The 21,981-nt window shown below is 64.1% G+C and carries 25 protein-coding genes; 9 read left to right on the forward strand and 16 right to left on the reverse strand.

Features of this window, described 5'->3' with window-relative positions; all coding sequences use genetic code 11:
• Positions 1-352 precede the first annotated feature (352 nt).
• Positions 353-589, reverse strand: coding sequence for a hypothetical protein (locus RS027_RS12195; protein ID WP_311957325.1), 237 nt, complete (start codon positions 587-589; stop codon positions 353-355).
• Positions 590-604: 15 nt separating this feature from the next.
• Between RS027_RS12195 and RS027_RS12200 the strand changes: the two genes are divergently transcribed.
• Positions 605-1,531: a homocysteine S-methyltransferase family protein gene (locus RS027_RS12200; RefSeq protein ID WP_311957327.1), complete on the forward strand. Its 927-nt coding sequence runs from the start codon at positions 605-607 to the stop codon at positions 1,529-1,531.
• A gap of 213 nt (positions 1,532-1,744) precedes the next feature.
• On the opposite strand, the gene RS027_RS12205 is transcribed toward RS027_RS12200, so the two are convergent.
• Positions 1,745-2,599 (reverse strand): SDR family oxidoreductase, encoded by an 855-nt coding sequence (locus tag RS027_RS12205; RefSeq protein WP_311957329.1) that lies wholly within the window; start codon positions 2,597-2,599, stop codon positions 1,745-1,747.
• A 103-nt stretch (positions 2,600-2,702) separates the two neighbouring features.
• Complete coding sequence (thpD, locus tag RS027_RS12210) at positions 2,703-3,626, reverse strand: ectoine hydroxylase (RefSeq protein WP_311957331.1); 924 nt, start codon at positions 3,624-3,626, stop codon at positions 2,703-2,705.
• A gap of 257 nt (positions 3,627-3,883) precedes the next feature.
• Between thpD and RS027_RS12215 the strand changes: the two genes are divergently transcribed.
• Positions 3,884-4,075, forward strand: coding sequence for a DUF3008 family protein (locus RS027_RS12215; protein ID WP_311957333.1), 192 nt, complete (start codon positions 3,884-3,886; stop codon positions 4,073-4,075).
• 39 nt (positions 4,076-4,114) lie between these two features.
• Here RS027_RS12215 and RS027_RS12220 read toward each other — a convergent pair whose 3' ends face one another.
• The 5 genes from RS027_RS12220 to RS027_RS12240 are packed head-to-tail and all read right to left on the reverse strand — an operon-like array spanning position 4,115 to position 9,936.
• Positions 4,115-4,720, reverse strand: a complete 606-nt coding sequence (locus tag RS027_RS12220) for a condensin complex protein MksE (RefSeq protein ID WP_311957337.1) — start codon at positions 4,718-4,720, stop codon at positions 4,115-4,117.
• Positions 4,713-6,131: a hypothetical protein gene (locus RS027_RS12225; protein WP_311957340.1), complete on the reverse strand. Its 1,419-nt coding sequence runs from the start codon at positions 6,129-6,131 to the stop codon at positions 4,713-4,715. Before RS027_RS12225 ends, RS027_RS12220 begins: the two co-directional genes overlap by 8 nt.
• Positions 6,128-7,843, reverse strand: coding sequence for a hypothetical protein (locus RS027_RS12230; protein ID WP_311957341.1), 1,716 nt, complete (start codon positions 7,841-7,843; stop codon positions 6,128-6,130). The genes RS027_RS12225 and RS027_RS12230 overlap by 4 nt, the downstream gene beginning before the upstream one ends.
• 54 nt (positions 7,844-7,897) lie before the next feature.
• Positions 7,898-9,085 carry an Mks condensin complex protein MksF gene (locus RS027_RS12235; protein WP_311957343.1) on the reverse strand — a complete coding sequence of 396 codons (1,188 nt, stop codon included), beginning with the start codon at positions 9,083-9,085 and terminating at the stop codon, positions 7,898-7,900.
• Positions 9,082-9,936: a hypothetical protein gene (locus RS027_RS12240; RefSeq protein WP_311957345.1), complete on the reverse strand. Its 855-nt coding sequence runs from the start codon at positions 9,934-9,936 to the stop codon at positions 9,082-9,084. Before RS027_RS12240 ends, RS027_RS12235 begins: the two co-directional genes overlap by 4 nt.
• Positions 9,937-10,203: 267 nt before the next feature.
• On the opposite strand from RS027_RS12240, the gene RS027_RS12245 reads away from it, so the two are divergent.
• The gene (locus tag RS027_RS12245; protein ID WP_311957349.1) at positions 10,204-10,599 is read left to right on the forward strand and encodes a hypothetical protein; all 396 of its coding nucleotides are present in this window, start codon (positions 10,204-10,206) and stop codon (positions 10,597-10,599) included.
• 20 nt (positions 10,600-10,619) lie between these two features.
• On the opposite strand, the gene RS027_RS12250 is transcribed toward RS027_RS12245, so the two are convergent.
• Complete coding sequence (locus RS027_RS12250) at positions 10,620-10,940, reverse strand: hypothetical protein (protein WP_311957352.1); 321 nt, start codon at positions 10,938-10,940, stop codon at positions 10,620-10,622.
• A gap of 26 nt (positions 10,941-10,966) precedes the next feature.
• Between RS027_RS12250 and RS027_RS12255 the strand changes: the two genes are divergently transcribed.
• On the forward strand, positions 10,967-11,620 hold the full coding sequence (locus tag RS027_RS12255) for an SOS response-associated peptidase (RefSeq protein ID WP_311957364.1): 654 nt from the start codon (positions 10,967-10,969) through the stop codon (positions 11,618-11,620).
• A gap of 44 nt (positions 11,621-11,664) precedes the next feature.
• On the opposite strand, the gene RS027_RS12260 is transcribed toward RS027_RS12255, so the two are convergent.
• Positions 11,665-12,216, reverse strand: coding sequence for a cysteine hydrolase family protein (locus RS027_RS12260; RefSeq protein WP_311957365.1), 552 nt, complete (start codon positions 12,214-12,216; stop codon positions 11,665-11,667).
• A gap of 224 nt (positions 12,217-12,440) precedes the next feature.
• Between RS027_RS12260 and RS027_RS12265 the strand changes: the two genes are divergently transcribed.
• Positions 12,441-13,190: an alcohol dehydrogenase catalytic domain-containing protein gene (locus RS027_RS12265; protein ID WP_311957366.1), complete on the forward strand. Its 750-nt coding sequence runs from the start codon at positions 12,441-12,443 to the stop codon at positions 13,188-13,190.
• Between the two features lie 145 nt (positions 13,191-13,335).
• Positions 13,336-13,950, forward strand: a complete 615-nt coding sequence (locus RS027_RS12270; RefSeq protein ID WP_311957368.1) for a glycine zipper 2TM domain-containing protein — start codon at positions 13,336-13,338, stop codon at positions 13,948-13,950.
• Positions 13,951-13,961: 11 nt separating this feature from the next.
• On the opposite strand, the gene RS027_RS12275 is transcribed toward RS027_RS12270, so the two are convergent.
• Both RS027_RS12275 and RS027_RS12280 read right to left on the reverse strand, forming a co-directional pair.
• Complete coding sequence (locus tag RS027_RS12275) at positions 13,962-14,300, reverse strand: AzlD domain-containing protein (RefSeq protein WP_311957370.1); 339 nt, start codon at positions 14,298-14,300, stop codon at positions 13,962-13,964.
• Positions 14,293-14,955 carry an AzlC family ABC transporter permease gene (locus RS027_RS12280; RefSeq protein ID WP_376717600.1) on the reverse strand — a complete coding sequence of 221 codons (663 nt, stop codon included), beginning with the start codon at positions 14,953-14,955 and terminating at the stop codon, positions 14,293-14,295. Before RS027_RS12280 ends, RS027_RS12275 begins: the two co-directional genes overlap by 8 nt.
• 160 nt (positions 14,956-15,115) lie before the next feature.
• Here RS027_RS12280 and RS027_RS12285 point away from each other — a divergent pair, with 160 nt between their 5' ends.
• From RS027_RS12285 to RS027_RS12295, 3 genes are all read left to right on the forward strand, one after another.
• Positions 15,116-15,877 (forward strand): Crp/Fnr family transcriptional regulator, encoded by a 762-nt coding sequence (locus RS027_RS12285; protein ID WP_311957372.1) that lies wholly within the window; start codon positions 15,116-15,118, stop codon positions 15,875-15,877.
• A 117-nt stretch (positions 15,878-15,994) separates the two neighbouring features.
• Positions 15,995-16,210, forward strand: a complete 216-nt coding sequence (locus RS027_RS12290; protein WP_311946210.1) for a heavy-metal-associated domain-containing protein — start codon at positions 15,995-15,997, stop codon at positions 16,208-16,210.
• A gap of 19 nt (positions 16,211-16,229) precedes the next feature.
• On the forward strand, positions 16,230-18,188 hold the full coding sequence (locus RS027_RS12295; protein WP_311957373.1) for a heavy metal translocating P-type ATPase: 1,959 nt from the start codon (positions 16,230-16,232) through the stop codon (positions 18,186-18,188).
• Between the two features lie 24 nt (positions 18,189-18,212).
• Here RS027_RS12295 and RS027_RS12300 read toward each other — a convergent pair whose 3' ends face one another.
• From RS027_RS12300 to RS027_RS12315, 4 genes are all read right to left on the reverse strand, one after another.
• Positions 18,213-19,049, reverse strand: a complete 837-nt coding sequence (locus tag RS027_RS12300; RefSeq protein WP_311957374.1) for a hypothetical protein — start codon at positions 19,047-19,049, stop codon at positions 18,213-18,215.
• A 145-nt stretch (positions 19,050-19,194) separates the two neighbouring features.
• A complete protein-coding gene (locus tag RS027_RS12305) occupies positions 19,195-20,406 on the reverse strand; it encodes a CynX/NimT family MFS transporter (RefSeq protein WP_311957376.1) in 1,212 nt (403 codons plus the stop codon).
• Between the two features lie 23 nt (positions 20,407-20,429).
• Positions 20,430-20,903: a nucleoside deaminase gene (locus RS027_RS12310; RefSeq protein ID WP_311957378.1), complete on the reverse strand. Its 474-nt coding sequence runs from the start codon at positions 20,901-20,903 to the stop codon at positions 20,430-20,432.
• Between the two features lie 41 nt (positions 20,904-20,944).
• Positions 20,945-21,798 (reverse strand): IS5 family transposase gene (locus RS027_RS12315; RefSeq protein ID WP_311957379.1). Its coding sequence is split into 2 segments (ribosomal slippage): positions 20,945-21,456 and positions 21,456-21,798, totalling 855 coding nucleotides; the frame shifts between segments, so codons are not numbered across the junction.
• Positions 21,799-21,981: the final 183 nt, after the last annotated feature.

Below are 21,981 nucleotides of genomic sequence, written 5' to 3' on the forward strand. Positions count from 1 at the left end.
GGGGAGCAGGTGCTCGATTCGCTCCCACTGATCATCGCGTAACTTCAACCGACTCATGGCCCACCAAAATCTATGAATACTAAATCAGTTTAAACGAAACTAATGATTGTTAACACACCCTAGGGCAACTGATCACAGACGAAGACGTGCGCTTTCTTCTGTCGTTCAAGCGGGGAGTTCCCGAATGGCAGCGGCTATCGCTTTCTGGCGTTGACCGGCTGCCGGCCGTGAGGTGGAAGTTGGCCAACATGCGAAGATGCCACCGGAGAAGCACCGGCAATCCTTGGAGCACCTACAGCAAGCACTTGATGGTCTTCGACAGTAATGCGGGAAAATGCGCAGCTAAACACCTCTACCCACTCCCACCCACCGGCGTTTCCCGAAAAATATCGTTAAAAAACGCTTTGCCGGCGTCGGCGAGTACCAGGTGGCCGCGGGCGTTGTAGTAGGCGATGTTGCGGTCGACGAGGGCGACCTTGGCGGCTTCGGGTAGCGGACGCTCGATGTGGCAGGCGACGCGTGCAGCGCGTCCTGCGGCCGCTGCTGTACGGCTCAGGGTGGCGCGAGTATTCTGGAAGCCTGATTTCAACGGAGGCCAGGTGTTATGCGATCTGTCGTACTTCTTGACGGCGGTCTTGGGCAGGAGGTGTACCGGCGCGCACGTGATGTGAGCTCACCGCTTTGGTCGGTGGCGGTCATGCAAACCCAGCCCGAGATCGTGACGGCCGTGCACGCGGATTTTATCCGTGCCGGGGCCAAAACCCTGACGCTGAATACGTATTCCGCGACGCCGACGCGCCTGCGTCATCAGGGCATGGAAGAGCAGCTGGCCCGCGTGCATCAGCAGGCCTTTGAGGCGCTTCACCGTGCCATCGACGAAACCGCAGCCGACGTCGACGTGGCCGGGTGTCTGCCGCCCTTGGCCGCCAGCTATCGTGGTCGGCCGGCGCGTTCTTTCGAGGATCTGCAGGCGGAGTACGCCCAGCTGGTCGAGCTACAGGCGGCGGCGGACGTGTTTCTGATCGAAACCATGACCAACACTCTTGAGGCTCGCGCCGCCTGCGATGCCGCCCACCGGTTGGGCAAACCGTACGCCGTCGCGTTTCGGCTGGAGGCGGACGGCCGGCTGAAATCCGGCGAAACCCTCGACGAGGCCGCTGCGGCCGTTGCCTTTTATCGGCCGACGGCGATTTTGCTGAACTGCTGCGACCCTCAATGGATAGCCGACTCCATGCCGGCGCTGGTCGAGCGGTGCGCAGTCGCCGGTGGCTATGCCAACGCCTTCAAGTCCGTGGATGCGCTGATAAAAGACGGATTGGTGGATGCGCTGGAGGCGCGGGAAGACCTTTCTCCCGATGCCTATCATGCGTATATAAAGCAGTGGCTGGGCAGCGGGGCGACGGTGATTGGCGGCTGTTGCGACATCACGCCGGCGCATATCGCGCATACCGCGGCGCGGCTCGCGGAGGAATATGAGATCGTGCCGTTTTCCCGTCTCGGTGTGGGCACAGGCGCCGGGGCTTCGTCGTAAAAGCCTTCCGGTTCTTGCGGATCACGCGAGCGCGCTTTTAAGCCCCGCCGATACCAGAATAAAAAGAACGAAACCGCTAACGAAAGCCAGCGGCGAAAGGTGGGTATCGGTATCGCTTTCATGGGCTTCGGCGACCATGTCCTCGATAGCGGCGACCGTCAGCAGGCATATAGAGCATCCATGCTGCCGTTTGCCACCCTGGCAACCTCACATTCAGGTATTGAGCACCACGCCCCCGTTAAGGTGCAGGGTTTGCCCGGTCATGTAGGACGACTCTTCGCTGGCCAGATAGACGTAGGCCGGGCCTATCTCGCTTGGCTGGCCGGCGCGGTCCATGGGCACCTGGCCGCCGAAGCCCTCGACCTTCTCGGCATCGAAGCTGGCGGGTATCAGCGGCGTCCATACCGGCCCGGGCGCTACCGCATTGACGCGGATGCCTTTGTCGACCAGCGAGATCGCCAGCGAGCGCACCAGCCCTTGAATGGCGCCCTTGGTGGCGGAGTAGTCGATCAGGGTATCGTTGCCCTTGAAGGCGTTGATCGAAGAGGTGGCGATGATGGTGTCACCTTCCCGCATATGGGGCAGGGCAGCCTTGCTCATGTAAAAGTGGCTGAAGATGTTGGTCTGGAAGGTGCGCAGGAGCTGATCATCGGGGATCTGGGTGACGTCGTCCCAGTCGTACTGTTCCGCCGCATTATTGACCAGGATATTGACCCTGCCAAAGGTTTCGAGGGTTTGGTCAATCGCTTCCCGGCAGAACGCCGCCTCGCCGACGTCGCCCTGGAGCAGCAGGCAGCGCCGCCCCTCGGCCTCGACCAGCTTTTGGGTCGCCTCGGCATCGCGGGTTTCGTCCAGGTAGACAAGCACACAGTCGGCGTCTTCGCGGGCGAAATGCAGCGCAACCGCACGGCCGATACCGCTATCGCCCCCGGTAATCACGGCCACTTTGTCGCTAAGTTTGTCGCTTCCCCGGTAGCTCTCGCGAATGTACTCGGGCTCCGGGTGCATTTTGTGCTCGGCACCCGGCTGATGCGCCTGCTGCTGCGGGGGTTGTTGATGCTCTGCCATGGGCAAGCCCTCCTTCTTTGCACCTTCATTAACAGGGCCTGTCGCCGCAGGTAAGGCGACAGGTAAAAGGGCAGCGCTGTTGGTTGCGCTGCTCTGCTTGCCGCTATGAGCGCTTTTTGGCGTCTACGGGCTTGAGGGGGTCCCAGTTCTTGCGCGTAGCAAGAAACTCCGGGCGTGGCTTGTTACCGCAATACGGGTCGTGAAGCGTGTTTTTTACGCTGTTGTAGACAAAGAAGAGATTGCTTCTCGGCCAGCAGGACATGTTGATATTCGAGCCGTGGAGCGTGTTGCACTCGAACATGACCAGCGAGCCCGAGGCGCCCTTGGGTGCTTCGATGTCGTTTTCCATCATCAGCTTTTTCAGGCTGGCGGCATCCGGCACGCCGATTTCCTGACTCTTCAGCGACTCCTTGTAGTTATTCTCCGGCGTACGCCCCACGCAGGGAATAAAGTACTTGTGCGAGCCGGGGATCAGCATCAGCGGGCCGTTGAACTCGCCGTTGTCGGTGAGAATGATCGAGCAGCTCAGGGAGCGCATGCGCGGCATGCCGTCTTCGCTGTGCCAGGTCTCGAAGTCGGAGTGCCAGTCAAAGCCCTTGCCCTTAAAGCCCGGCTTGTAGTTGATGCGCGACTGGTGGATATAGACATCGCTGCCGAGGATCTGCTGGACCATGGCCAAAAGGCGGGGGTCGCGGGTCAGGCGGCTGAAGCGCTTGGAGACTTCGTGGATACCGAAGATGGAACGGATTTCCTCTTTCCCCGGCTCAAGAATAGTCCCCTCCGAGAGCTTCAGGTCGTCGTCATCCTCGTACTCGCGCAACTCCTGGATAAAGGCCTGCATCTCTTCTTCGTCAAAGAAATTCTCGAACGAGAGAAAGCCCTTTTCGTCGAATTCGTCCAGCTCCTTTTGGCTCAGTGGCCCGTCAGCGCGCTGTTTATCGTCGCTGTGGACGACGGGGTCAATGCGCTCGAACATGCCGAGCTTGCGTTCCAAACGGGTCGGAAAAAGATCCTGCGTATCTCGCATAGTGACTTCCTCCTAGTTTGTCTGAGTGACTAAAATTAGTGTAAAAACCACGATTTTATCAACTGCCTTGCTGGCAACCTGCGAAGGTTGCATATTTCTTGCATGGTTTTCTGATGCATGGTGCTCTGGTGAGCCATACCCACATCGTGGCCGAAGGAGGCGCCACGATGCTTGAGTAGATTGGCTTTTGACTACTTGCGATAGGCGGCATAAGTTCAGAGGTAGCCACACCCTTGAACAGCAGAGGAGGGAGCAGCATGCCGGCAAAATCAAAGGCTCAGCAAATGGCGGCTGGTGCCGCGCTGGCGGCCCGGCGCGGCGAGCAGAAAGTCAGCGAGCTCGACGGAGCCGCAAGGTCGATGTACGACTCCATGAGCGATGAGGAGCTGGAAAAGATGGCTGCCACCCAGCGTCGGGGCAAGCCTCGGCACAATCAGCAGTCGGACTGATCGGAGCCGGCGGGCTAATTCAGGCGCTGCTGAAGGCGTCTATTCAGGGGTTTCCGCCTGTTCTTCCTGAAAAATATCGTTAAAAAACGCTTGGCCGGCATCGGCGAGTACCAGGTGGCCGCGGGCGTTGTAGTAGGCGATGTGGCGGTCGAAGAGGGCGATTTTAGCCGCTTCGGGCAGCGGGCGGTCGATGTGGCAGGCGGCAAGAATCTGCTGCATTGTCGTATTGCTGCCGATCTGCTCCAGCAGCGCCGGGCTGGCGCCTGCCTCATGCGTGGTCAGCAGATCAAACATATAGCCGGCTTCCAGCACGCCGCGGCCGAGTACCAGCAGTACGCCCTGAATGGGGCGGATGGCGGCGGAGCTGATGGGGTCTTCGCTGTCGTCGCCGGCCAGCGAGCGCACGTAGAAAAACCCAGGCCGCTGTACCAGCTCCATGCCCATGTTGGCGTAGGCCCCGACGTAGTAGCGGTCGCGCTCTTTATACAGCTCCTGAAACAGCGGGTTGGCGACCGGCTCGCCGTCGCGGATGCAGTGCTGATTGATGACGCTGCCGGCGGTCAGCTGGCGAAATGCCTCTTGGCTCAGCCGGCGGTTGACCACGGGGCCCTGTGGGCTGTCGGGTGTGTCGTAGTCGTCATGCATGGGGCGTTTCCTTCGGTGTGGGCAGGGGCGTCAGCGGGTGGTAGGCCAGCTCCAGCTCGCCGTACGCCAGCACGTGGTGGCAAAAGCGCGCCCGGTAGCCAAGCTCGGGGCGGGCCATGACCCAGTCCAGCGCGTCCAGCAGGTCGTAAAGGGTGTAGTCGGCAAGCCGGGCCTGCAAAAAGTCGTGCAGCGCCTGGTGCAGGTCGCCGCAGCCGTGAGGTAGCTGCCAGCCTTGCAGTAATGCCTGTACTTCCTGCTGGCGGCGCTGCCGGGCCAGGTCGGCCTCGTTCAGGCCGGTGTGGGCCGGGTCCACGGTAACGGAGCCTTGCTGATCACGGGCGTCGCGCAGCTCGGCAATGCGGCGGTCGGTGAACTCTTCCAGGTCGGCTCGGTGGTCGATGTCGCGCCAGTCGAGCCCGGGCAGGCGCAGGCGTTTAATGCCGGCAAAGGTGCCGGGCCGCCGAATGGCCGGGTCGTTAAGCGGAATGTATTTGTCCCGCAGGCTGCCGTCGTGCAGGGCTTCGGTGGCCTCGCGCAGCCGGTTGAAGGCGCTTTCGACGGAGTCGTACTGCTGGCGCTGCCGCTGGTTCTGGCGCACGTAGCGCTCCAGCGAGCGGCGCAGGGCGTCAATATCCTTGATGTAGACGTGAATGGCGTTGGCGGCCAGCCGCAGCTCTTCGTCCAGCTCGGGGAGGCCGGCGTCGCGCATCAGATCGGCGATCCGGTAGATGGCGGTAATCGCCGGAATACCCTGTTTGAACGCCGTTTGCGGGTCAAGAAACTTGAGCGCCGGCAGAATATGGCGCTGGTAGATGCGGTTGATGTGCCTGAGCGCTTCGCGGGTTTGCGCGGCGTCTTCCAGGCGCGCGATGTCCTGATAGTCGACGATGCGGCCCAGGCGGTCGCTCTGGGCACCAAGGGTGGCGACGCTCGCCTGAATGTTGGCCAGGGTGTCCTGAGTGCGGCGCCTAAGCAGGCGCAGCTCGTCGCAGAAGTCTTCGTCGTCGAACGTCAGCGGCAGCTGTTCAAAGGCATCGAGGCTCTGGTTCAGGCCGCGGCGCAGGTCTTCCAGCTCGGTTTGGCTGAGCCCCTGCAGCCGGCTGACGTCGAAGTGGCGCAGCATTTCCAGCACGAAGGGGGCGAACATCAGGGTGCCCCGGGCTTGTTCCTTGCGCACAATCAGGCGTTCGTGCTCCAGGTTGTTTTCCGCAAGGGTCTGAAACACGCGCTCGCCTTCACGCTTGCTGACCGCCTGCGCGGCGGCATCGGCGGCCGCGCGAACCTGCCGGCGATACAGCCGCAGGGGGATCTCGGTGGTGCCGTGGTGCTGTTCCATGTGATCGACCAGCGGGGTGAAGTGCTGCCGGTAGTCGATCAGCTGTTTGAGGATATAGGGCGCCTTGACGATCATGACGGCAGCCTCTCGGGCGGCGGCTGACGCCGGCGGAGGCTGCCGGTTGCGCCAAACGATTCGCACAGGCCGTGGTGCACCACGCTGCGCTTGCTGGAGTAGGCGCGTTCGGCGTTGAACAGCCCCAGATGCACGTAGTTTTCCAGCACCTGGATGATGTTGGCGTCGCGGTTGGGGCTGGCCACAAAGAGGCTGTAGCCGTGGCGTTCGGCCATTTCCCGTGCGGTGCGCATGTTGCGCACTTCCAGCGAGCCGAACTCGTCCATCACCAGCGGCATACTCACCCGGGCATCTGGCGCCATCAGCCGTGAGATCAGCACTGACAGCAGGTTGGTAGTAATCATCATGGTGGTGCCGTTGGACTGGGCGTTACCCGTCCAGCCGTCTTCGCCCTGAAGGCGGTAGCGATAAAACACCGAGTGCAGAATCTGGTCCATGCTGAGCACGCTGCCCGTGCGCGCCGCTTCCGGGGAGAAGAAGTCCGCCTGAAAGGCCTGTAGCTGTTCGTAGACGTGCTCATCCTGAAGCTCATTGCCGAGCAGGTCGGCGCGGTCAAGGTCGTCGAGCAGCTGCTGAAAACGCGGGTGAAGCCGGTAGTCAATGCGCACCTCTTCCAGGTTGGAAATACGAAACTGCCCCAGCTCCTTGTTGATGCCGCTCATAAAGGCGCTGACGTAGTCCTTGGCCCGGCGCAGAATCTCCACCTGGGAATGGGTGGTCATGTTGTGCCGCTCGACGTTGTGGCGGTAGTGGGCGCGCAGGGTTTCCAGGTTGCTGTAGCGTTCGCGCAGCTGTTCGTGAAAGCGGCTGACGGCGGCGTCGTCAAAGGCCATGGTCATGTCGGCGCTGGCGTCATCCCCGAGCAGCCGGCGGGCCAGCAGCTGGCGCAGCTGAGTTTCCAGCTGCTGCCACTGGCCGCGCAGCTCGCGCACGTCGTTTTCCAGCGCGGTAACGGCGTCGTCATTGAGCGAACAGGGCGCTGGCTCCAGATGCCGGTGGGCGCGGCCGAAGACGCTGTCGGCATCCCGGCCCAGGGCGTTCAGGCGGCGCTCAAGGTTTTCGAGAATATCGCGCTCGCCCTTGGCGACGTTGTGCCGCTGCTGTGCTGCCTGGCGCGCTTCGTCGGCCTGGGCATGTTCGGTGGCGTTGCGGTTACGCTGCTGGCGGGCTTCCTCCAGCGTTTGGCTGAGCGTGTCGATGTCATCCGTCAGGGTTGTGGCCTGGTCTTCGTTGGCGGCCTTGGCCATAAGAGTCGAGCGTTCGCGGCGGGTGCTCTCTTCTGCTTCAGCGGCGTTCTGGCGGTGCCGGCGGATCTCGTCGGCGGTAAGGGTGGCGGCGCGCATCAGCTCGTCGCGCTGTTTGCTATCGCGGTCGATATGGTGCTGCAGCTGGGCAAGCTCGTGCTCGGCCTGCTGCCGATTGTGTTCGGCATCGTAGGCCTGCCAGACAATGCCGCCAAGGGTGATGTGGTCGGGCGGGTGGCCGAGCACCAGCACGCCGCTATCCGCGTAAAACTGCTCGCTGAAATGGCGGAAGGCGGCGAGCTGTTCCGGGCCTGGGGTGCCGTGAGTGCTGCCCAGCGCCGGGTTGAGGGAGTACAGAACTCCGGCGTCCCGCGCGGGGAGTGCGTCCAGCAGGGTGGGGCTGTGGTTATCCAGCGCGTGGCGCATCTGCTGGGCCTTGCGTTTGTTGCCCTCCAGGCGGCGGTTCACCTCGGCCAGCTGGTGCTGGGCGGCTTCCTTGCTGTCGTAGCTTTTGATTATCTCCTACTGCTGGTCGATGCGTTCCTGCAGCGCGGCCGCCGCTTCGTCCGGCGTCAGGCTGGGGAAGGCGTTAAGCGTGGCGTTGGCAGCGTTGATGTCGTGGCGTAGTTTGTGCGCCTGCTGCTGCAGGCCTTCCAGCCGGGTTTCGTGCTGGGTGACGTTGCGCTCAAGGGTGCTTTTGTCCCGGCGCAGGGTTTCTTCTGCGTTGGCGGCGTCTCGCAGCTCGCCGCCGGCGAGGCGCACGGCTTCGTCCAGGCGATCTTTTTCCCGGGTGACGCTCTGTGCCAGGTCGGCGTAGCGCTGGGCGGCCAGCCTGCGGTGGTCGCGCTCGCTTTGGTAGAGGACGTCAAATGCCTGCCATTCGTCCTGAGCGTTGACCAGGCGCGTAATGCGGTCGCCGTCGGCGCGCAGCTTACGCGCTTCGTCGACGATGTCGCTGATGTCCACGTCCAGCTGTTCCTGCCGGCGGCTTTTCTGGCCCTCCATAATGGTGGCCAGGGTGTCGGGCAGGGTGCGCTGGTCCTGGGCGGCAATATCAAAGGCCAGATGAATCAGCTTGCGCCAGGCTTCGATCTCCCGGGCACCGGCGTCGTTGCGCAGCGGCAACAGGCTAAAGCGGCCGGCGGTGGGGTGGTGGGGCTGGCTGGTGAACAGCCGCTGCTGGATGGTCTTGCGCTCGCTCAGCGGCTCGCCGCCCAGACGGCGCAGCTCGGCCAGGGTGTCTTTCAGCGTCATGGCCTCTACCGGGCCGCCAATGCCGCTGTCGTCGTCGGCTTCCATGTCCCAGAACAGCGGTTCTATCTCGCTGTAGGCGCAGGGCACCACCATACGCGCGTATTCCTGATTATCCGTGGCGCTGCCGCGGTGCAGCGCAATGCAGAAGGTGCCGTGCGGGTTTTCGGCTTCCAGGGTGATAAAGGAGCGATCTTCGGGAAAGTAGTAGCGAAAGCTGGCCAGCGCGTCATAAATCTTGCCGTTGGTGCCGCGGAAGTTGAACTTCTGCTGGCATTTGCGGAAGTTGATTTCGGGCAGCAAAAACAGCTTCAGGGCGTTGAGCATCGAGGTCTTGCCCAGGTTGTTGCTGCCAAACAGGGCGGTGTGCTGGTCAATGCGCACTCGGGTATAGGCGTAGGCGGCGCTGTTAACGAAAATCAGCTGCTTGAAGCGGAAGGTATCAAAACCCAGCGTCATGAAAGCTCTCCTGAGTGGGGTGGCAGGCCTGCGAGATAGGTTTCCTGTTCCAGGCTGCGTCCGCTGCGTCGGATAAGCTCGGCGACCTTGGCCACCGGCGGCGTGCGGCTGATATAGCGGGATAGCTCGCGGCGCTGTGCGGGGCTGACCAGGCGCGGCGCGGCGGCGCGCTGCAGGCGTTCTTCCAGGTTGCTGGGGGCGACGAACTGCAGGGGCGGAAGGCTGCCGCGGCGGAAGAGGGTGTCACACATGCGAATGCCGCCCGGGTCCGGATCAAACAGGCAGCCGATGGCCTGATAGCGCTGCAGGGCCGGGGTGAGCATGTGGTTGGTGACGCTGTTGCCGCTGCCGTAAAGCACGTCGGCCTGCTGCCATTCTGTGCCCAGCCCGCACTCGGGCAGCAGCGCGAGGGTAGCGTCCAGCGCCAGAAAGTTTTCCAGATTCTCCACCAGCAGCGCCCGGGGCGCAGGGGGAACGGGAAAGTGCGGCGTGTCGTCTTCGACCAGAATGACCTGAGGGTGGCGCTGGTCATGACGGCGCATCAGCAGCACGGCGCCGCTGACCCGCGCCCGATGGCTGTTGCCCAGGCGGGCGCCTTCGATGCGCTCCGAGGCGTGGGCTTCCTCCAGCCACGCCACCCAGTCGTCGAGCGTTGTCTGATGGTAGTCGTGAAAGCGTGCTTGCCGCCCGCGCACAAACTCGCGTCGGGCACCGCCCAGCAGCGCCTGCTCGTCCAGGCCCAGCTCGGCCATTCCGCGCTTGAACGCCGCTTCATCGACGCCTTCACCGACCGCCAGCTTGTGCAAATAGCCGAGAAAACGCCGCTTGCCAATTCGGTGTTTTGCGCTCATATCGCCATCCTTGACGCTGAACCAACTCCTGACATTAGCCAATAATCGCGGGCTTGAAAAGCGCCGCGCTGTGGCGGGTCGTGTCGGGTGATAAGTGCCTTCTCATTCATGCGGCGAAGCGCTACGCTCGCTCTCATACCCGGCCAGTCGCAGTGGGGCCGGTGGCCGGCAGCAGAGCCGGGGATACTTGCCGCTAAGCTGAATAATGAACGTGACGCCGAGACCTTGCCTTGAATACCCACAATAGAGCTCGGTAAGGAGCACCGCATGTACTACATAGATGGCCCCGAAGCGCTGCTGTGGGATGAATACAAGTACCGCCATGACCACATCTGGCAAAAGCTGTTTCAGATCACCATCGCCGTGGTGCTGCTGGGGGCGGTGCCGTACCTCAAGCCCGACATTACCCAGGTGCTGCAAAGCTGGATTCTGATCGCGCCGCTGCTGGGCAGTATGCTGGCCTTGATTACCCTGGTGCTGATGCACGTTGAGCTGACGCTGTTTGCCAAGATTGCTGCGGCGCACCGCGCCCACCAGGAAGACGCCGGCATTGTGAAGCACAGCCGGAACAACTATTTTCGCTATCTGGTGCTTACCTACGTCAGTTTTCTGCTGCTGGTGAGCTTCGCCAACGTTGCCGTGGTGCGCCTGCTGTGGCTATGACCTGAACAGAGGCCTGTTCTTCAGATTGGGCACCGGCTGTCGTTGAACGGTGATTCCTGGCGAGGAAACCCGACACGATGGTCGATGAATTGTATGATGACGCCACCGTTGGCCCAGCCCCAGGTGCCACGACCGTATTTTTCTGAAAAAGCGTCGCACGAATTTCCGAGGTAGATAACGGCATCCCCGGACTTCATGACAGCGCCGCTGTCGTTCATTGTCACGTTGTAGTTCCTGCCACTGCCGTCAGTCATGACATGGGCAAAGGCGTCACTGCTGAAAAAGGCCATCAGTAACAGTAGAAAAGTAACAGCGCTTCTGTCTTTTGCTTTTACCAACATATACGGCTGATATAACGAGGCACACCATGTGCGGCCGCTTTGCCCTTTACAGCGATGTTTCCACCCTGGCGCGTTCGCTCGGCATGCCGCTGGCGGAGCCTGAGCTTGCGCCGCGCTATAACGTGCCGCCGGGCACCTGGATCAGATCGGTGCGGCGTGGCGACGATGATGCGCCGTGCCTGGATGCGCTGTGGTGGGGCTACCGTCCGGGGTGGGCTGACGAGAAGGCGCCCCAGCCGATCAACGCCACCGCCGAAAAAGTTGCGACGTCGGCGTACTTTCGCGATGCGTTCGCTCACCGGCGTTGTTTGGTGCCGGCCAACGGCTGGTTCGAGTGGCTGAACGTGGACGGCCGCAAACAGCCGCACTACCTGACCCGAGAGGACGGCGAGCCGCTGTGGATGGCCGGCCTGTGGGCAGAGCGCCCGGACGGCCGTCTTGGCTGCGCGATTATTACCGAGCCGGCACGCGGGGCGGCAGCAGCGGTTCACCCGCGTATGCCGCTGGTGCTCGATCAGCCAAGCCTTGAGCCCTGGCTGGACGCCGAGCTGACCCAGCGCGACGCTATCCGCCGCCGGGTGCGCCACCTCACGCCCGAGGCGCTGATCCACTGGCCGGTGAGCGCTCGCGTCAACAAGCCGGTGGAGGACGACGCCGGGCTGATCGAGCCGGAAGGCTGAGGCCCTGTCGCTACTAGTGGCCCGTATCGCATTTGTTGCGCTTTCTATACGACCTTTCCGCCCAGCACGTTTTTCACATGTTCGAGCGCGACGTCGTGGCCGGGCTGGTTGAAGCTGGCCACGCCTTTTTCGCGCACCACGATATCGAAGCCCTTGTTGTAGGCATTGATCGCCGTGTGGAGGATGCAGATGTCGGTGCATACGCCCACCAGGTGCAGCTCGGTGATGCCGCGCTCGCGCAGCTTGGTTTCCAGCGGGGTGCCGACAAAGGCGCTGTAGCGGGTTTTGTCGAAGTAGTGGATGTGGGGCTTATCGCGGTGCCGGTCGTACACGTCGGCCAGCTTGCCGTAGAGTTCGCGCCCCGGAGTGCCCATGATGTTGTGCGGCGGAAACAGCTTCGATTCCGGGTGGTAGGGGTCGACCTCAAGGTGGGCGTCGATGGCGAAGAAGACGTCGTCGCCGGCTTCGATGAACGCTTCGGTGATCTCGACGATATCGTCTTCCAGCGCCTGGCCCGGTACGCCGCAGGAAAGCTTGCCGTCCGCGGCGACAAAGTCGTGGGTGTAGTCGATGTTGAGCAGCGCTTTCTGGCTCATATCCAATTACCTCCGTGCGGCGCCTTCATCGGCAAATCCTTGCCGGTATCGGCATTGAGCGATCAGGTTCAATACGGCTTTTGTTTCTCTACCATAGCGAAGTCGCTTGCGGGCAGGAAGCTGCGGGGCCAGCCTCTCCATTGGCCGTTAAGCCCAAGGGGTGGCCGTCCGTGGGAAGAAAGACTCGACAGACCTTGAAAACCAGGCCGATAGAAGGAGGCGCCATGCCAACCCCTACGACTATGCAAGCTGCTTTTATTCGTGAAACGGGCGGCGTCGTTCACATCGAGATCGGCGAGCTGCCGGTGCCGCGTCCGGGGCCGACGGACGCGCTGGTGCGCATGGAGGCCAGCGAAGTCAATCACGTGGACCTGTTCGTGCGCTCCGGGGCGTTTCCCACGCCCACGCCGTTTCCCTTTGTGATCGGCCGCGACCTGGTGGGCACCGTGGTTGAGGCAGGGTCTGGGGCAGCGGGTTTTGCGGTTGGCGATAGGGTCTGGTGCAACAGCCTGGGCCACGACGGCCGCCAGGGCGCGTTTGCCGAGTATGCCGTGGTGAGCGCGGAGCGGCTGTATCCGCTACCGCCGAAGGTAGCGCCGCTTGACGCGGCGGCGGTGCTGCACGGGGCGGCCACGGCGCATATCGGCCTGGTGCGCGAAGCCGGGCTTGCCGCCGGGGATACCCTGCTGGCGACGGGCGGCCGGGCGGTGGTCATGGCCGGACTGCAGGGGGCCGCACCGGCGCTGCCGGTGGGGGCGATGTATACTCGGGAAGTGTCCCTGCACGGGTTTGCCATCAGCAATGCCTCGGTCAGCGATCTGGCCCGGGCCGCCGGAACGATCAATCGCCTGCTTGCCGCCGGGCGGCTCAAGGGCCGTATCGGCGCGACCTTCTCGCTTACCGAAGCCGCCGAAGCGCACGACGCCATGGCCGCCGGCAAGGTGCGGGGGCGGGTGGTGGTTCGCTCTCCGTGAAGGCTGCGTGCATAAGCGGTTCAAAAGCAGTGCAAGCCGCCCGCGCGCCTTCAAACGTTGGGGCAGAAGTCGTTATGCTTGTTCAGGCCGCCGAGTGTATACATCGGCAATAGACAATCAGGGGCATTAGCCCGGGAGGTAGGTAATGAGCAAGTCCATCGTTGTCGGATCGACGCTTGCGGTGTTGGGTTTGGGTGGCCTGGCGTTTGGCGCCTGGCAGATTCAGGACCAGCCCACGGGGCCGGAGTACGCCGATATCGTCAACGTGCAGGAGATCACCCGCACCGTCGAAACCCCGCGCGAGGTGTGCGAAGACGTGCAGAAACAGGTGCCCGTGAAGCAGCAGCCGCAGCAGCAGGCCCAAAGCAGCGACCCGAACAAACTGCTCGGCTCGGCGGCCGGCGCGGTTGTCGGCGGCCTGCTGGGTAACCAGGTGGGCGGCGGCACGGGCAAGAAGCTGGCCACTGCAGCCGGTGCCATCGGCGGCGGCTTGGCCGGGCGCGAGGTGCAGGAACGGGTGGAAAACCGCCAGCGCGCCCAGGCCGGCCAGTCCCAGCCGCAGACGCGCACGGTTACCCGCGAAGAATGCCGCACCGTGGTGGATACCCACGAAGAGTCCGAAGGCTACAAGGTCTCCTGGAGCGACGATAGCGGCACCCACACCACGCGGCTGGACGAAAAGCCCGAGGGCGACCAGGTAGAGCTTGAGGAGGGGTCGCCCAACTGGCAGAAGACCCGCGCTGCCCAGCAGGAAGCATAGCGCTTAGCGGCTTACCCCAGCGCCATCACCACCGCCCCATACGTTGCCACGCCGGCTGCCACCGGCCAGCCCAGCGAGCGCACCCGCCGCCACACGGCCAGGGTCACCAGCACGCCAAGCCCCGTGGCCAGCCAAGAGCCGGCATCGGGGTGGCGCGGCACCAGCGACACGCCGAGCACCGCCGCGATCATCAATGGCCCTAGAATGCTGAGCCACTGGGGCAGCGCTTCGGCGTCCTCGGGGTCGCCGCGTTTGCCAAGCCGCCGGCGCATCCACAGCAGCGGCAAGAGCCGCAGCAGCAGGGTACCCAGCGCCGAGGCCAGCACGGCAAGCCAGAGAGCACTACTCATGAAAGCCTCGCGATAGGCTTGGGGCGTGCTTGACCAGGTAGAAGCACAGGGCGCCGCATAGAGCGGCGAAGGGGATGCCCGGGTTGGTCAGCCCCACCGTGGCGCTGGCCAGGGCCACGCCGATGCTGACGCTCAGCGCCAGGCCCCAGCGCGGGGAGGTGAAGCGCGGCGCCACCAGCACGATAAAGAGCGACGGCAGGGCAAAGGGCAGCACCTCGCCGAGCAGCGGCCAGCGCGACATCAGCCAGCCGCCGGAGAAGGCGCCGAGCGCGGTGCCGCCAACCCACCCGGCCCAGGCGAACAGCGAGACCCCGGCGAACCAGCCCAGGCGCCGATCCACCGGCAGCTGGGGCAGGCGCTGATGGGCCAGGGCAAAAACCTGATCGGTAAGGCCGTGGATCAGCCACGGCCAGCCGCGGCTCGCCGTCATCCAGGGGGCCAGGTTGGGCGCATAGACCAGGTGGCGTACGTTGATCAGCAGCGTCATGATGATGACCAGCCACAGCGGCGCGCCGCCGGCGACCATCCCCACGAACAGAAACTGCGAGGCGCCGGCGTAGAATAGCGTCGAGATGACAATCGCCTCCCAGGGGGCGAAGTCCGCCTGAACCGCAATCAGCCCGAACGAGACGGCCACCGGCACGTAGCCGCCCATCAGGGGAAAGGTCTCGCGTATTCCCGTGAGCGCCGGGTGGGACAGGGTAGCTTGCAGGGCCAAGAGGCGTCTCCTTGCTCGGCGTGAAACGTCACGCCAGTTTGCACGAAGCGCCGTGGAAGGACCAACCTTGGGGCTCGGCAGTGAAGGAGGTGGACGGATGAAACGCAAACGTACGACGCCGCTGAGCGATGATCATGTAAGCCCCGGCAGCTGTTCGGCCGAGCTGCGCGCGCAAATACTGGGCGACGCGCCGTATTTCCGGGGATTGCCGGCGCCGGCGCGGGACGCCGTTAATCGTCTGTTCCGCAGCGTCAACTACCCCACCGGCAGAATGATCTACCACGAGGGCGAGCCCGCCGAGACGCTCTTTCTGGTCGCTCACGGCAAGGTCAAGCTGCTTCAGCACAGCGTTTCGGGCGACGAGGTGGTGCTCGACCTGCTGAGCCAGGGCGACCCCTTCGGCGGCCTGACGGTGCTCGGCCGGCGCCGCTACCCCCAGAGCGCGGTAGCCCAGACGGCGTGCTGCGTGCTGCTGATCACGCTGGCGGACTTCCGCGACCTGCTGCACCGCTACCCGGCGGTGGCGCTGAGCGCCTTGGACGGCGTGGCGCGGGATCTCGAAGCGGCCCAGGACACCATCCGTTCCCTTAGCACCCTGCCGGTGGAGGCGCGAATCGCCCAGACGCTGCTCGACCTCGCCGAGCGGCTGGGCGAAGCCGACGAAAGCGGCGTTCTGATCCAGTCGCCGCTGTCCCAGCAGGACCTGGCCGCCATGGTGGCGACCACCGCGGAAACCGTGAGCCGGGTGATTTCCGGCCTGCGGCGCCGGGGGTACGTCGACACCGGCCGCCAGTGGATACGCCTGCGCGACCGCGCCGGGCTCGCTCGCCTGATCGAAGAGGCCGAACCCGGGCGCTGACGCCGCGCTTTTTGCCCTTATTTTGCCAATCGCTGGAGCAACTTGTTCCGGCGCATGTTGTGTTTCCTCCCCGTCGCCCATTCTGTCCCTGACACGCACAGAGACAGGAGACAAGCGATGAAAACCTTACTGCGTAGCGACGACCTGAACTGCCCGTCCTGCATCCCCAAGATCGAGAAAGCGCTGGGCCGGCTCGACGGCGTGACTCACGCCAAGGTGCACTTTGCCACCGGGCGGATCGAGGTCGAGCACGACCCCGAACGGGTCAAGGCCGAGCGCCTGGCATCGGCGGTGCGCGATGTGGGCTACGAGGCGCGCGTCAGCGCATTTTGAATTTGGGAGGCAATCCATCATGAATATAAGACGTTTGTTATCCCGCTGGCGCTCCCCTGCCCAGCGGCGCGGCACGGTGGCGCTGGTCGCCGGGGTGGCGAGCCTGAGCGGGGCGGCCAGCTACTTCCTCGGCGGCCCGGGCTGGCTCACCGACGCGCTGTGGCTTTTCGCCGCCGCCGTTGCGGGCACCGAAGTGGCCCTGCGGGCGTTTTCCGCGCTGAGGGCGGGGAGCATCAGCATCGAGCTGCTGGTTACCGTTGCCGCCGTGGGGGCGCTGTTTATCGGCGAGTACTGGGAGTCCGCCGCGGTCACCTTCCTGTTCGTGCTGGGCGGCTACCTGGAAGCGCGGACCCTGGCCAAGACCCGCTCGGCGCTCAAGGATCTGCTGGCGCTGGCGCCCGTTGAGGTCGTTGTGCGCCGGGAGGGCGACGAGGTCACGGTAGCGCCCCATGAGGTTGAGCCCGGGGAGACGGTGATCGTGCGGCCGGGCGGGCGCATCGGCGTCGACGGCAGCATTCTCGGCGGCCGCGCGGCCATCGACGAAAGCGCGATTACCGGCGAGCCCATCCCCGCCGAGAAGCAGGAGGCCGACAGCGTCTTTGCCGGCACCGTGAGCCACGACGGCTATCTCGAAATCCGCGCCGAAGGCGTCGGCGCCGACACCACGCTTGCGCGCATTATCCAGCGCGTCGAGCAGGCCCAGGAAGCCAAGGCGCCGACCCAGCGGTTCATCGAGCGCTTCGCTACCTGGTACACGCCGGCGATTATCGTCATGGCGCTGGTCGCCTACGCGGTCACCCGGGATGCGCCGCTGGCGCTGACGCTGCTGGTGATCGCCTGCCCGGGAGCGCTGGTGATCTCCACGCCGATCTCGGTGATCGCCGGCATCGGCCGCTCTGCCCGCGGCGGCATTCTGATCAAGGGCGGCGAGTACCTGGAAACCGCCGGGCGCATCCGCGCCGTGGCCTTCGACAAGACCGGCACCCTGACCGAAGGGCGCCCCGAAGTCATGACGGTGACGCCGCTTGCCGGCATTCCGGCGCTGCCCACTACCGGAGAAGATACGCAGCCGCGCCGGCGGCTGCTGCACTGGGCGGCGCTTGCCGAGAGCGGCTCGGAGCACCCGCTCGGCCGAGCGGTGGAGCGGGCGCTGTCGGCGGATTACAGCGGCCCGCGCGCCGACGACTTCGAGACCGCGGCGGGCGGCGGCATCAGCGCCCGCTGGCAAGGTCGGCGGGTGGAAATCGGCCGCCCGGACTGGCTCCAGGAGCGGGTCGACGAATGGCCCGACGCGGCGGCCAGGGCGCTTGACGAGATCCGCGAGCGCGGCGAAACCGTCGCCGCCGTGGCCGTCGACGGCGTTCTTGTTGGCCTGCTGGGCTTTGCCGACCGCATTCGCCCCGAGGCGGTGGAGGCGCTTTCCGCCCTGCGCGCCACCGGGGTCAAGCGGCTGGTGATGCTCACCGGCGACCACGCCGCCAGCGCCTGGCGCATTGCTCGCGAGCTGGGCATCGAGGAAGTGCAGGCCGGGCTCTTGCCCGAGCAGAAGCTCGAGGCTATCGAGGCCATCCAGCGCGAGAGCGGCACCACCGCCATGGTCGGCGACGGCATCAACGACGCCCCGGCCCTGGCCACGGCGGATATCGGCATCGCCATGGGCGCGGCCGGCACCGATGTCGCCATCGAGAGCGCCGATATCGCGCTGATGGCCGACGACCTGGGCAAGATCGCCGAGGCGGTGGGCATGGCCCGGGCGACGCTGAACAACATCCGCCAGAACGTGGTGATCGCGCTTCTGACCGTGGCCGGGCTGCTGGCCGGCGTCTTTGCCAACGAGGTGCACATGGCCGGCGGCATGTTCATCCACCAGGTCTCGGTGCTGGTGGTGGTGGTCAACGGCATGCGGCTGCTGCGCGCCCGTCCGGCCGCCAAGGGGCAGGCGTCAGCCGAGGCGCAGAAGCCGGCTCCGGCCGCCTGACGGTTCGCGCTTTTACTCACTGAGTCAGGAAGGCCTCGCTGCGGCGGGGCCTTCCTCGTTGCGCGCGCCGGAAGCCACAGGCGGAGCCGTTCGGGCCCGGGCGATGGTTTCCTCGTCGGCGGTGGCGTCGATCAGCCGGCCGTCGGCGAATTCGAGGGTGTATTCCTCGAGCAGGGCGGTCTCGCTTCCGCGCAGCAGCAGCGTCAGCCGGCTGCCGCTGAGCTTGGCCGTTTTCACCCGGGCCTTGCGGCCGTTGCACCAGGCGCTGGCGGTCACGCGCTGGTATTTCTGTTCGAGCGTGACGCGATACTGGCCGCCGTCCGGAGCTCGCCACTCCCAGGTGCCGGCGACCCGGGCAGGGACGATCCACAGATAGACGATGGCGCCGCTGAAGGTGCGCCGCTCGTCCGCCTGCCAGTCGCCCATGTTGAAAGCGTGGGAGACGATCCGCGTGCCCGGGGCAAGCTCGCTGAGCAGCTTGGGGCGCAGATCCACGTTGACCGAGTCGAGTAGGTAGAGGGTGACGACGGTGGCTTCGCTGATGTCGGCGGTGAAGATGTCGTCTTCGACAAAGTCGACCATGTATTCCACCCCCGTCGAGCCCGCATAGTCCATGGCGTCGGCCACGCGCAGCGGGTCAAGCTCGATACCCACGGCGCGCGCGTCGCGCTGCATGGCGGCGGCGACGACGATCCGGCCGTCGCCGGAGCCCAGGTCGTAGAGCACGTCCCGGCGGCCGACGCCGGCCAGACTCAGCATTTCGTCGACGACTTTTTCGTCCGTGGGCACGTAGGGCACATTCAACAGCAGGTCCGGCTCTACCGAATAGTGATCAAGATCGCTGACTAAATCGCTGAACAATGGCGTTACCTATATCTTTATTTGCTTATGTTTCCTCCGTGCCGGGGCAAAACAAGAGGTCGTTACCAGAGGTCGTTAAAAAAAGATCGTTACAAGAAACCTTTGGCTGCCGGGCGGCCGCGCGAGTGGTTGATCGCGGCGGGCTTCAGTGAGCTGGGGTATCTTCCACGTACCGGTTTCTGCCCGCGCCCAGCCCGGCAACGGTCAGCAGCGCATAGACGCCGATCATGGTGATGATGGGCCCGCTCCAGGTGCCGGTGAGGTCGTACAGAAAGCCGATCAGCAGCGGGCCGGTGGCGGCCAGCACATAGCCCACCGACTGGGCCATGCCCGATAGCCTGGCTGCCAGCACGGCGTTTCTCGTGCGCATGCCGAGAAAGGCCAGCGACAGGCTGATCGACGATCCCGATGCGAGCCCCAGGATAGTGATCCAGAAGACGATGAGCGGCATCGGGCCGCCGAGCAGCAGCCCGGTAAAGCCGACGATGCCGCCGCTGCCGATCAGGGCGATAATGCCCAGCTGGTGGGGGAATTTCTCGGCGAGAATCGGAGCGAAAAAGGTGCCCGGCAGGCTGATGAACTGAATATAGGAAAGCATCCACCCCGAGGCGGCCCTCGAGAAGCCGAAGTCGTGCATCATCTCCGGCAGCCAGGAGACGAGGACATAGAAAACGAACGACTGCAGGCCCATAAAGAAGGTGACCTGCCAGGCCAGAGGCGACTTCCACAGGCTGACGGGCGGCGGCGGCTGCACGGCCGGCGCCGCGGCGCTGCCGTTGCGGCGTTCGGTGCGGTCGATAATGACCCAGACGGCGATGCCCACAAGCGCCATCAGCCCCCAGGCGAGCAGGGAAAAGCTCCAGCCAAGCCCGCCGAGCCTGGCCAGGGGCACGGAAAGACCGGCGGCGGTGGCGGCGAGAATCGCCATGGCCGTGGAGTAGATGCTCGTCATCCGGCCCACGCGATGGGGCAGCTTGTCCTTGATGAAGGCCGGCAGGAGTACGTTCATCAGGGCAATGCCGACGCCGATGACCGCCGTGCCGACGAACAGCGTAGGCGTCCACGGCAGGGAGCGCACGGCGATGCCGCCGGTAAGCAGCAGCAGGCCGAGCAGAATGCTGCGCGCGTTGCCCAGCCGGCCGCCGATGGCCGGGGCCAGCGGGGACATGACGGCAAACGCCACCAGCGGCAGGCCGGTGAGGATGCCGGCGCTCCAGTTGGCCAGGCCCAGCTGGTCGCGGATGGTGCCCAGCAGCGGCCCCACCGAGGTGATGGCCGGGCGCAGGTTAAAGCCGACGAGGATGATGGCCAGCATGACCAGGGCATGCTGCCGGGACGCTCCCGCCTGTGCCGTCATCGATGTGTCTCCCTGCCGCGGGCTCAGCCTTGCCGGGCCTGAAAGCGCTCGAACGCTTCCCGGCTCTCGGGGTGGGGGAGATGAACCACGTCGATGCCCTGGCGGCCGAAGTCGCCCTGCATCTGCCGGTACAGCGCTTCGGTGGAAAAGCCGTAGGGGCCGCCCAGGTCGTCATCCGCGGCGAACACAATGCGCGCCACGCCGGCCTGGATCATCGCCGCCATGCACATGGCGCAGGGCTTGCCGCTGGCGTACATGGTCGTGCCCGGGTGGCGTGCCTGCCGTTCGGCTTTGCCTGCGTGGCGCAGCGCCTGGATTTCGGCGTGGGCGGTCAGGTCGTGGTCGATCCAGGCGTCGTTGACGCCTTCGGCGACGATCTCGGTCCCTCGGGTCAAAACGGCGCCGAACGGCTCCCCGCCCTTGTCCACGTTGGCCAGGGCCAGCGTGACGGCCTGACCGATCATCTGCTCATCGAAACGCGACGTTTCCGAGGTCATCAGCTATTCCTTTTTCTTGAATTCCCGATACTTATTATACATTAGGTTTTGTACGAAAAGTTGGCTCGCAAGCAACGATGTATGCACGCAAGGCATACCATGGCACGAAAACTGCGAGCCAACTTGTCATAGCGTGTCGCAATACGCCGCAGCTCCTTGAGCCAGCCAATGCAACGTTCCACGGCATTACGCTCACGATATTTCGGCTTATCAAACCCATGGGGTAAGCCGGGCCGAGGTTTACGATGCATGTTGCGCTGAGGAATGATCGGCTTCATATGGTGGCGATCGCAGTACCGGCGCAGAGACTCGCTATCATAGCCTTTATCCGCCACCACATAGCGACAACGCTTGCGAGGCCGCCCGCGGTATCCGGGTAGGCGAACGCTTTCCAGGGTGGAAACAAAGTGGCGTGAATCGGCGTCCTGTCCGGGCGATACACTGAAGGTTAGGGGCCAGCCGTGACGATCACATAGCAGATGAATTTTGGTGGTCAATCCGCCACGACTACGGCCCAACGCGTGATCTAACGGTTCGTTTGAGCCCCCTTTTTGCCACCTCCCGAGGCAGCCCGCGTGGCACGAATGGAGGTGGAGTCGACCATCCATGTATCCAAATCCATCAGCCCGTCTTCTCGCAGTTGAAGATGCAGCCGTTCGAGGACGGCATCGAAGGTGCCATCGTCTCGCCAGCGACGAAAACGCTCATACACGGTGGTCCACGGACCATAGCGCTCTGGCACATCTCGCCATTTAGCGCCAGAGCACAGCACCCAGAAAATACCGTTCAGTATTTGCCGGTCGTCTCGTCTGGGCCTTCCCATGCGCTGTGGCGGAGAGACAATATCCTCAATCAACGACCAGCCGTGGTTTGAGACCTCGTAACGACCTGCCATACGTCACCTATGCTGCTACGGTATGGGCAAACTTAGCAGAAACCACTTTTCGTACAAAACCTAGGGTCTGTTGACGTTTCATGGCAGGGGTATTGGCAGGATAGGGGCAAGCTCACAGAATAAAGGTTCCTAAGCCAACAAACTGCAAGCCTGCCATGCCCCGACAAATGCTCACGGATGAAC

The sequence above is a fragment of the Halomonas garicola genome (assembly GCF_031935715.1).
Lineage (GTDB): Bacteria > Pseudomonadota > Gammaproteobacteria > Pseudomonadales > Halomonadaceae > Vreelandella > Vreelandella garicola.

Coding starts and splice junctions, on each gene's coding strand:
- RS027_RS12200 (WP_311957327.1), top strand. CDS start 605: ATGCGATCTGTCGTACTTCTTGACGGCGGTCTTGGGCAGGAGGTGTAC.
- RS027_RS12205 (WP_311957329.1), bottom strand. CDS start 2,599: ATGGCAGAGCATCAACAACCCCCGCAGCAGCAGGCGCATCAGCCGGGT.
- thpD (WP_311957331.1), bottom strand. CDS start 3,626: ATGCGAGATACGCAGGATCTTTTTCCGACCCGTTTGGAACGCAAGCTC.
- RS027_RS12215 (WP_311957333.1), top strand. CDS start 3,884: ATGCCGGCAAAATCAAAGGCTCAGCAAATGGCGGCTGGTGCCGCGCTG.
- RS027_RS12220 (WP_311957337.1), bottom strand. CDS start 4,720: ATGCATGACGACTACGACACACCCGACAGCCCACAGGGCCCCGTGGTC.
- RS027_RS12225 (WP_311957340.1), bottom strand. CDS start 6,131: ATGATCGTCAAGGCGCCCTATATCCTCAAACAGCTGATCGACTACCGG.
- RS027_RS12235 (WP_311957343.1), bottom strand. CDS start 9,085: ATGACGCTGGGTTTTGATACCTTCCGCTTCAAGCAGCTGATTTTCGTT.
- RS027_RS12240 (WP_311957345.1), bottom strand. CDS start 9,936: ATGAGCGCAAAACACCGAATTGGCAAGCGGCGTTTTCTCGGCTATTTG.
- RS027_RS12245 (WP_311957349.1), top strand. CDS start 10,204: ATGTACTACATAGATGGCCCCGAAGCGCTGCTGTGGGATGAATACAAG.
- RS027_RS12250 (WP_311957352.1), bottom strand. CDS start 10,940: ATGTTGGTAAAAGCAAAAGACAGAAGCGCTGTTACTTTTCTACTGTTA.
- RS027_RS12255 (WP_311957364.1), top strand. CDS start 10,967: ATGTGCGGCCGCTTTGCCCTTTACAGCGATGTTTCCACCCTGGCGCGT.
- RS027_RS12260 (WP_311957365.1), bottom strand. CDS start 12,216: ATGAGCCAGAAAGCGCTGCTCAACATCGACTACACCCACGACTTTGTC.
- RS027_RS12265 (WP_311957366.1), top strand. CDS start 12,441: ATGCCAACCCCTACGACTATGCAAGCTGCTTTTATTCGTGAAACGGGC.
- RS027_RS12270 (WP_311957368.1), top strand. CDS start 13,336: ATGAGCAAGTCCATCGTTGTCGGATCGACGCTTGCGGTGTTGGGTTTG.
- RS027_RS12275 (WP_311957370.1), bottom strand. CDS start 14,300: ATGAGTAGTGCTCTCTGGCTTGCCGTGCTGGCCTCGGCGCTGGGTACC.
- RS027_RS12280 (WP_376717600.1), bottom strand. CDS start 14,955: ATGGGCGGCTACGTGCCGGTGGCCGTCTCGTTCGGGCTGATTGCGGTT.
- RS027_RS12285 (WP_311957372.1), top strand. CDS start 15,116: ATGAAACGCAAACGTACGACGCCGCTGAGCGATGATCATGTAAGCCCC.
- RS027_RS12290 (WP_311946210.1), top strand. CDS start 15,995: ATGAAAACCTTACTGCGTAGCGACGACCTGAACTGCCCGTCCTGCATC.
- RS027_RS12295 (WP_311957373.1), top strand. CDS start 16,230: ATGAATATAAGACGTTTGTTATCCCGCTGGCGCTCCCCTGCCCAGCGG.
- RS027_RS12305 (WP_311957376.1), bottom strand. CDS start 20,406: ATGACGGCACAGGCGGGAGCGTCCCGGCAGCATGCCCTGGTCATGCTG.
- RS027_RS12310 (WP_311957378.1), bottom strand. CDS start 20,903: ATGACCTCGGAAACGTCGCGTTTCGATGAGCAGATGATCGGTCAGGCC.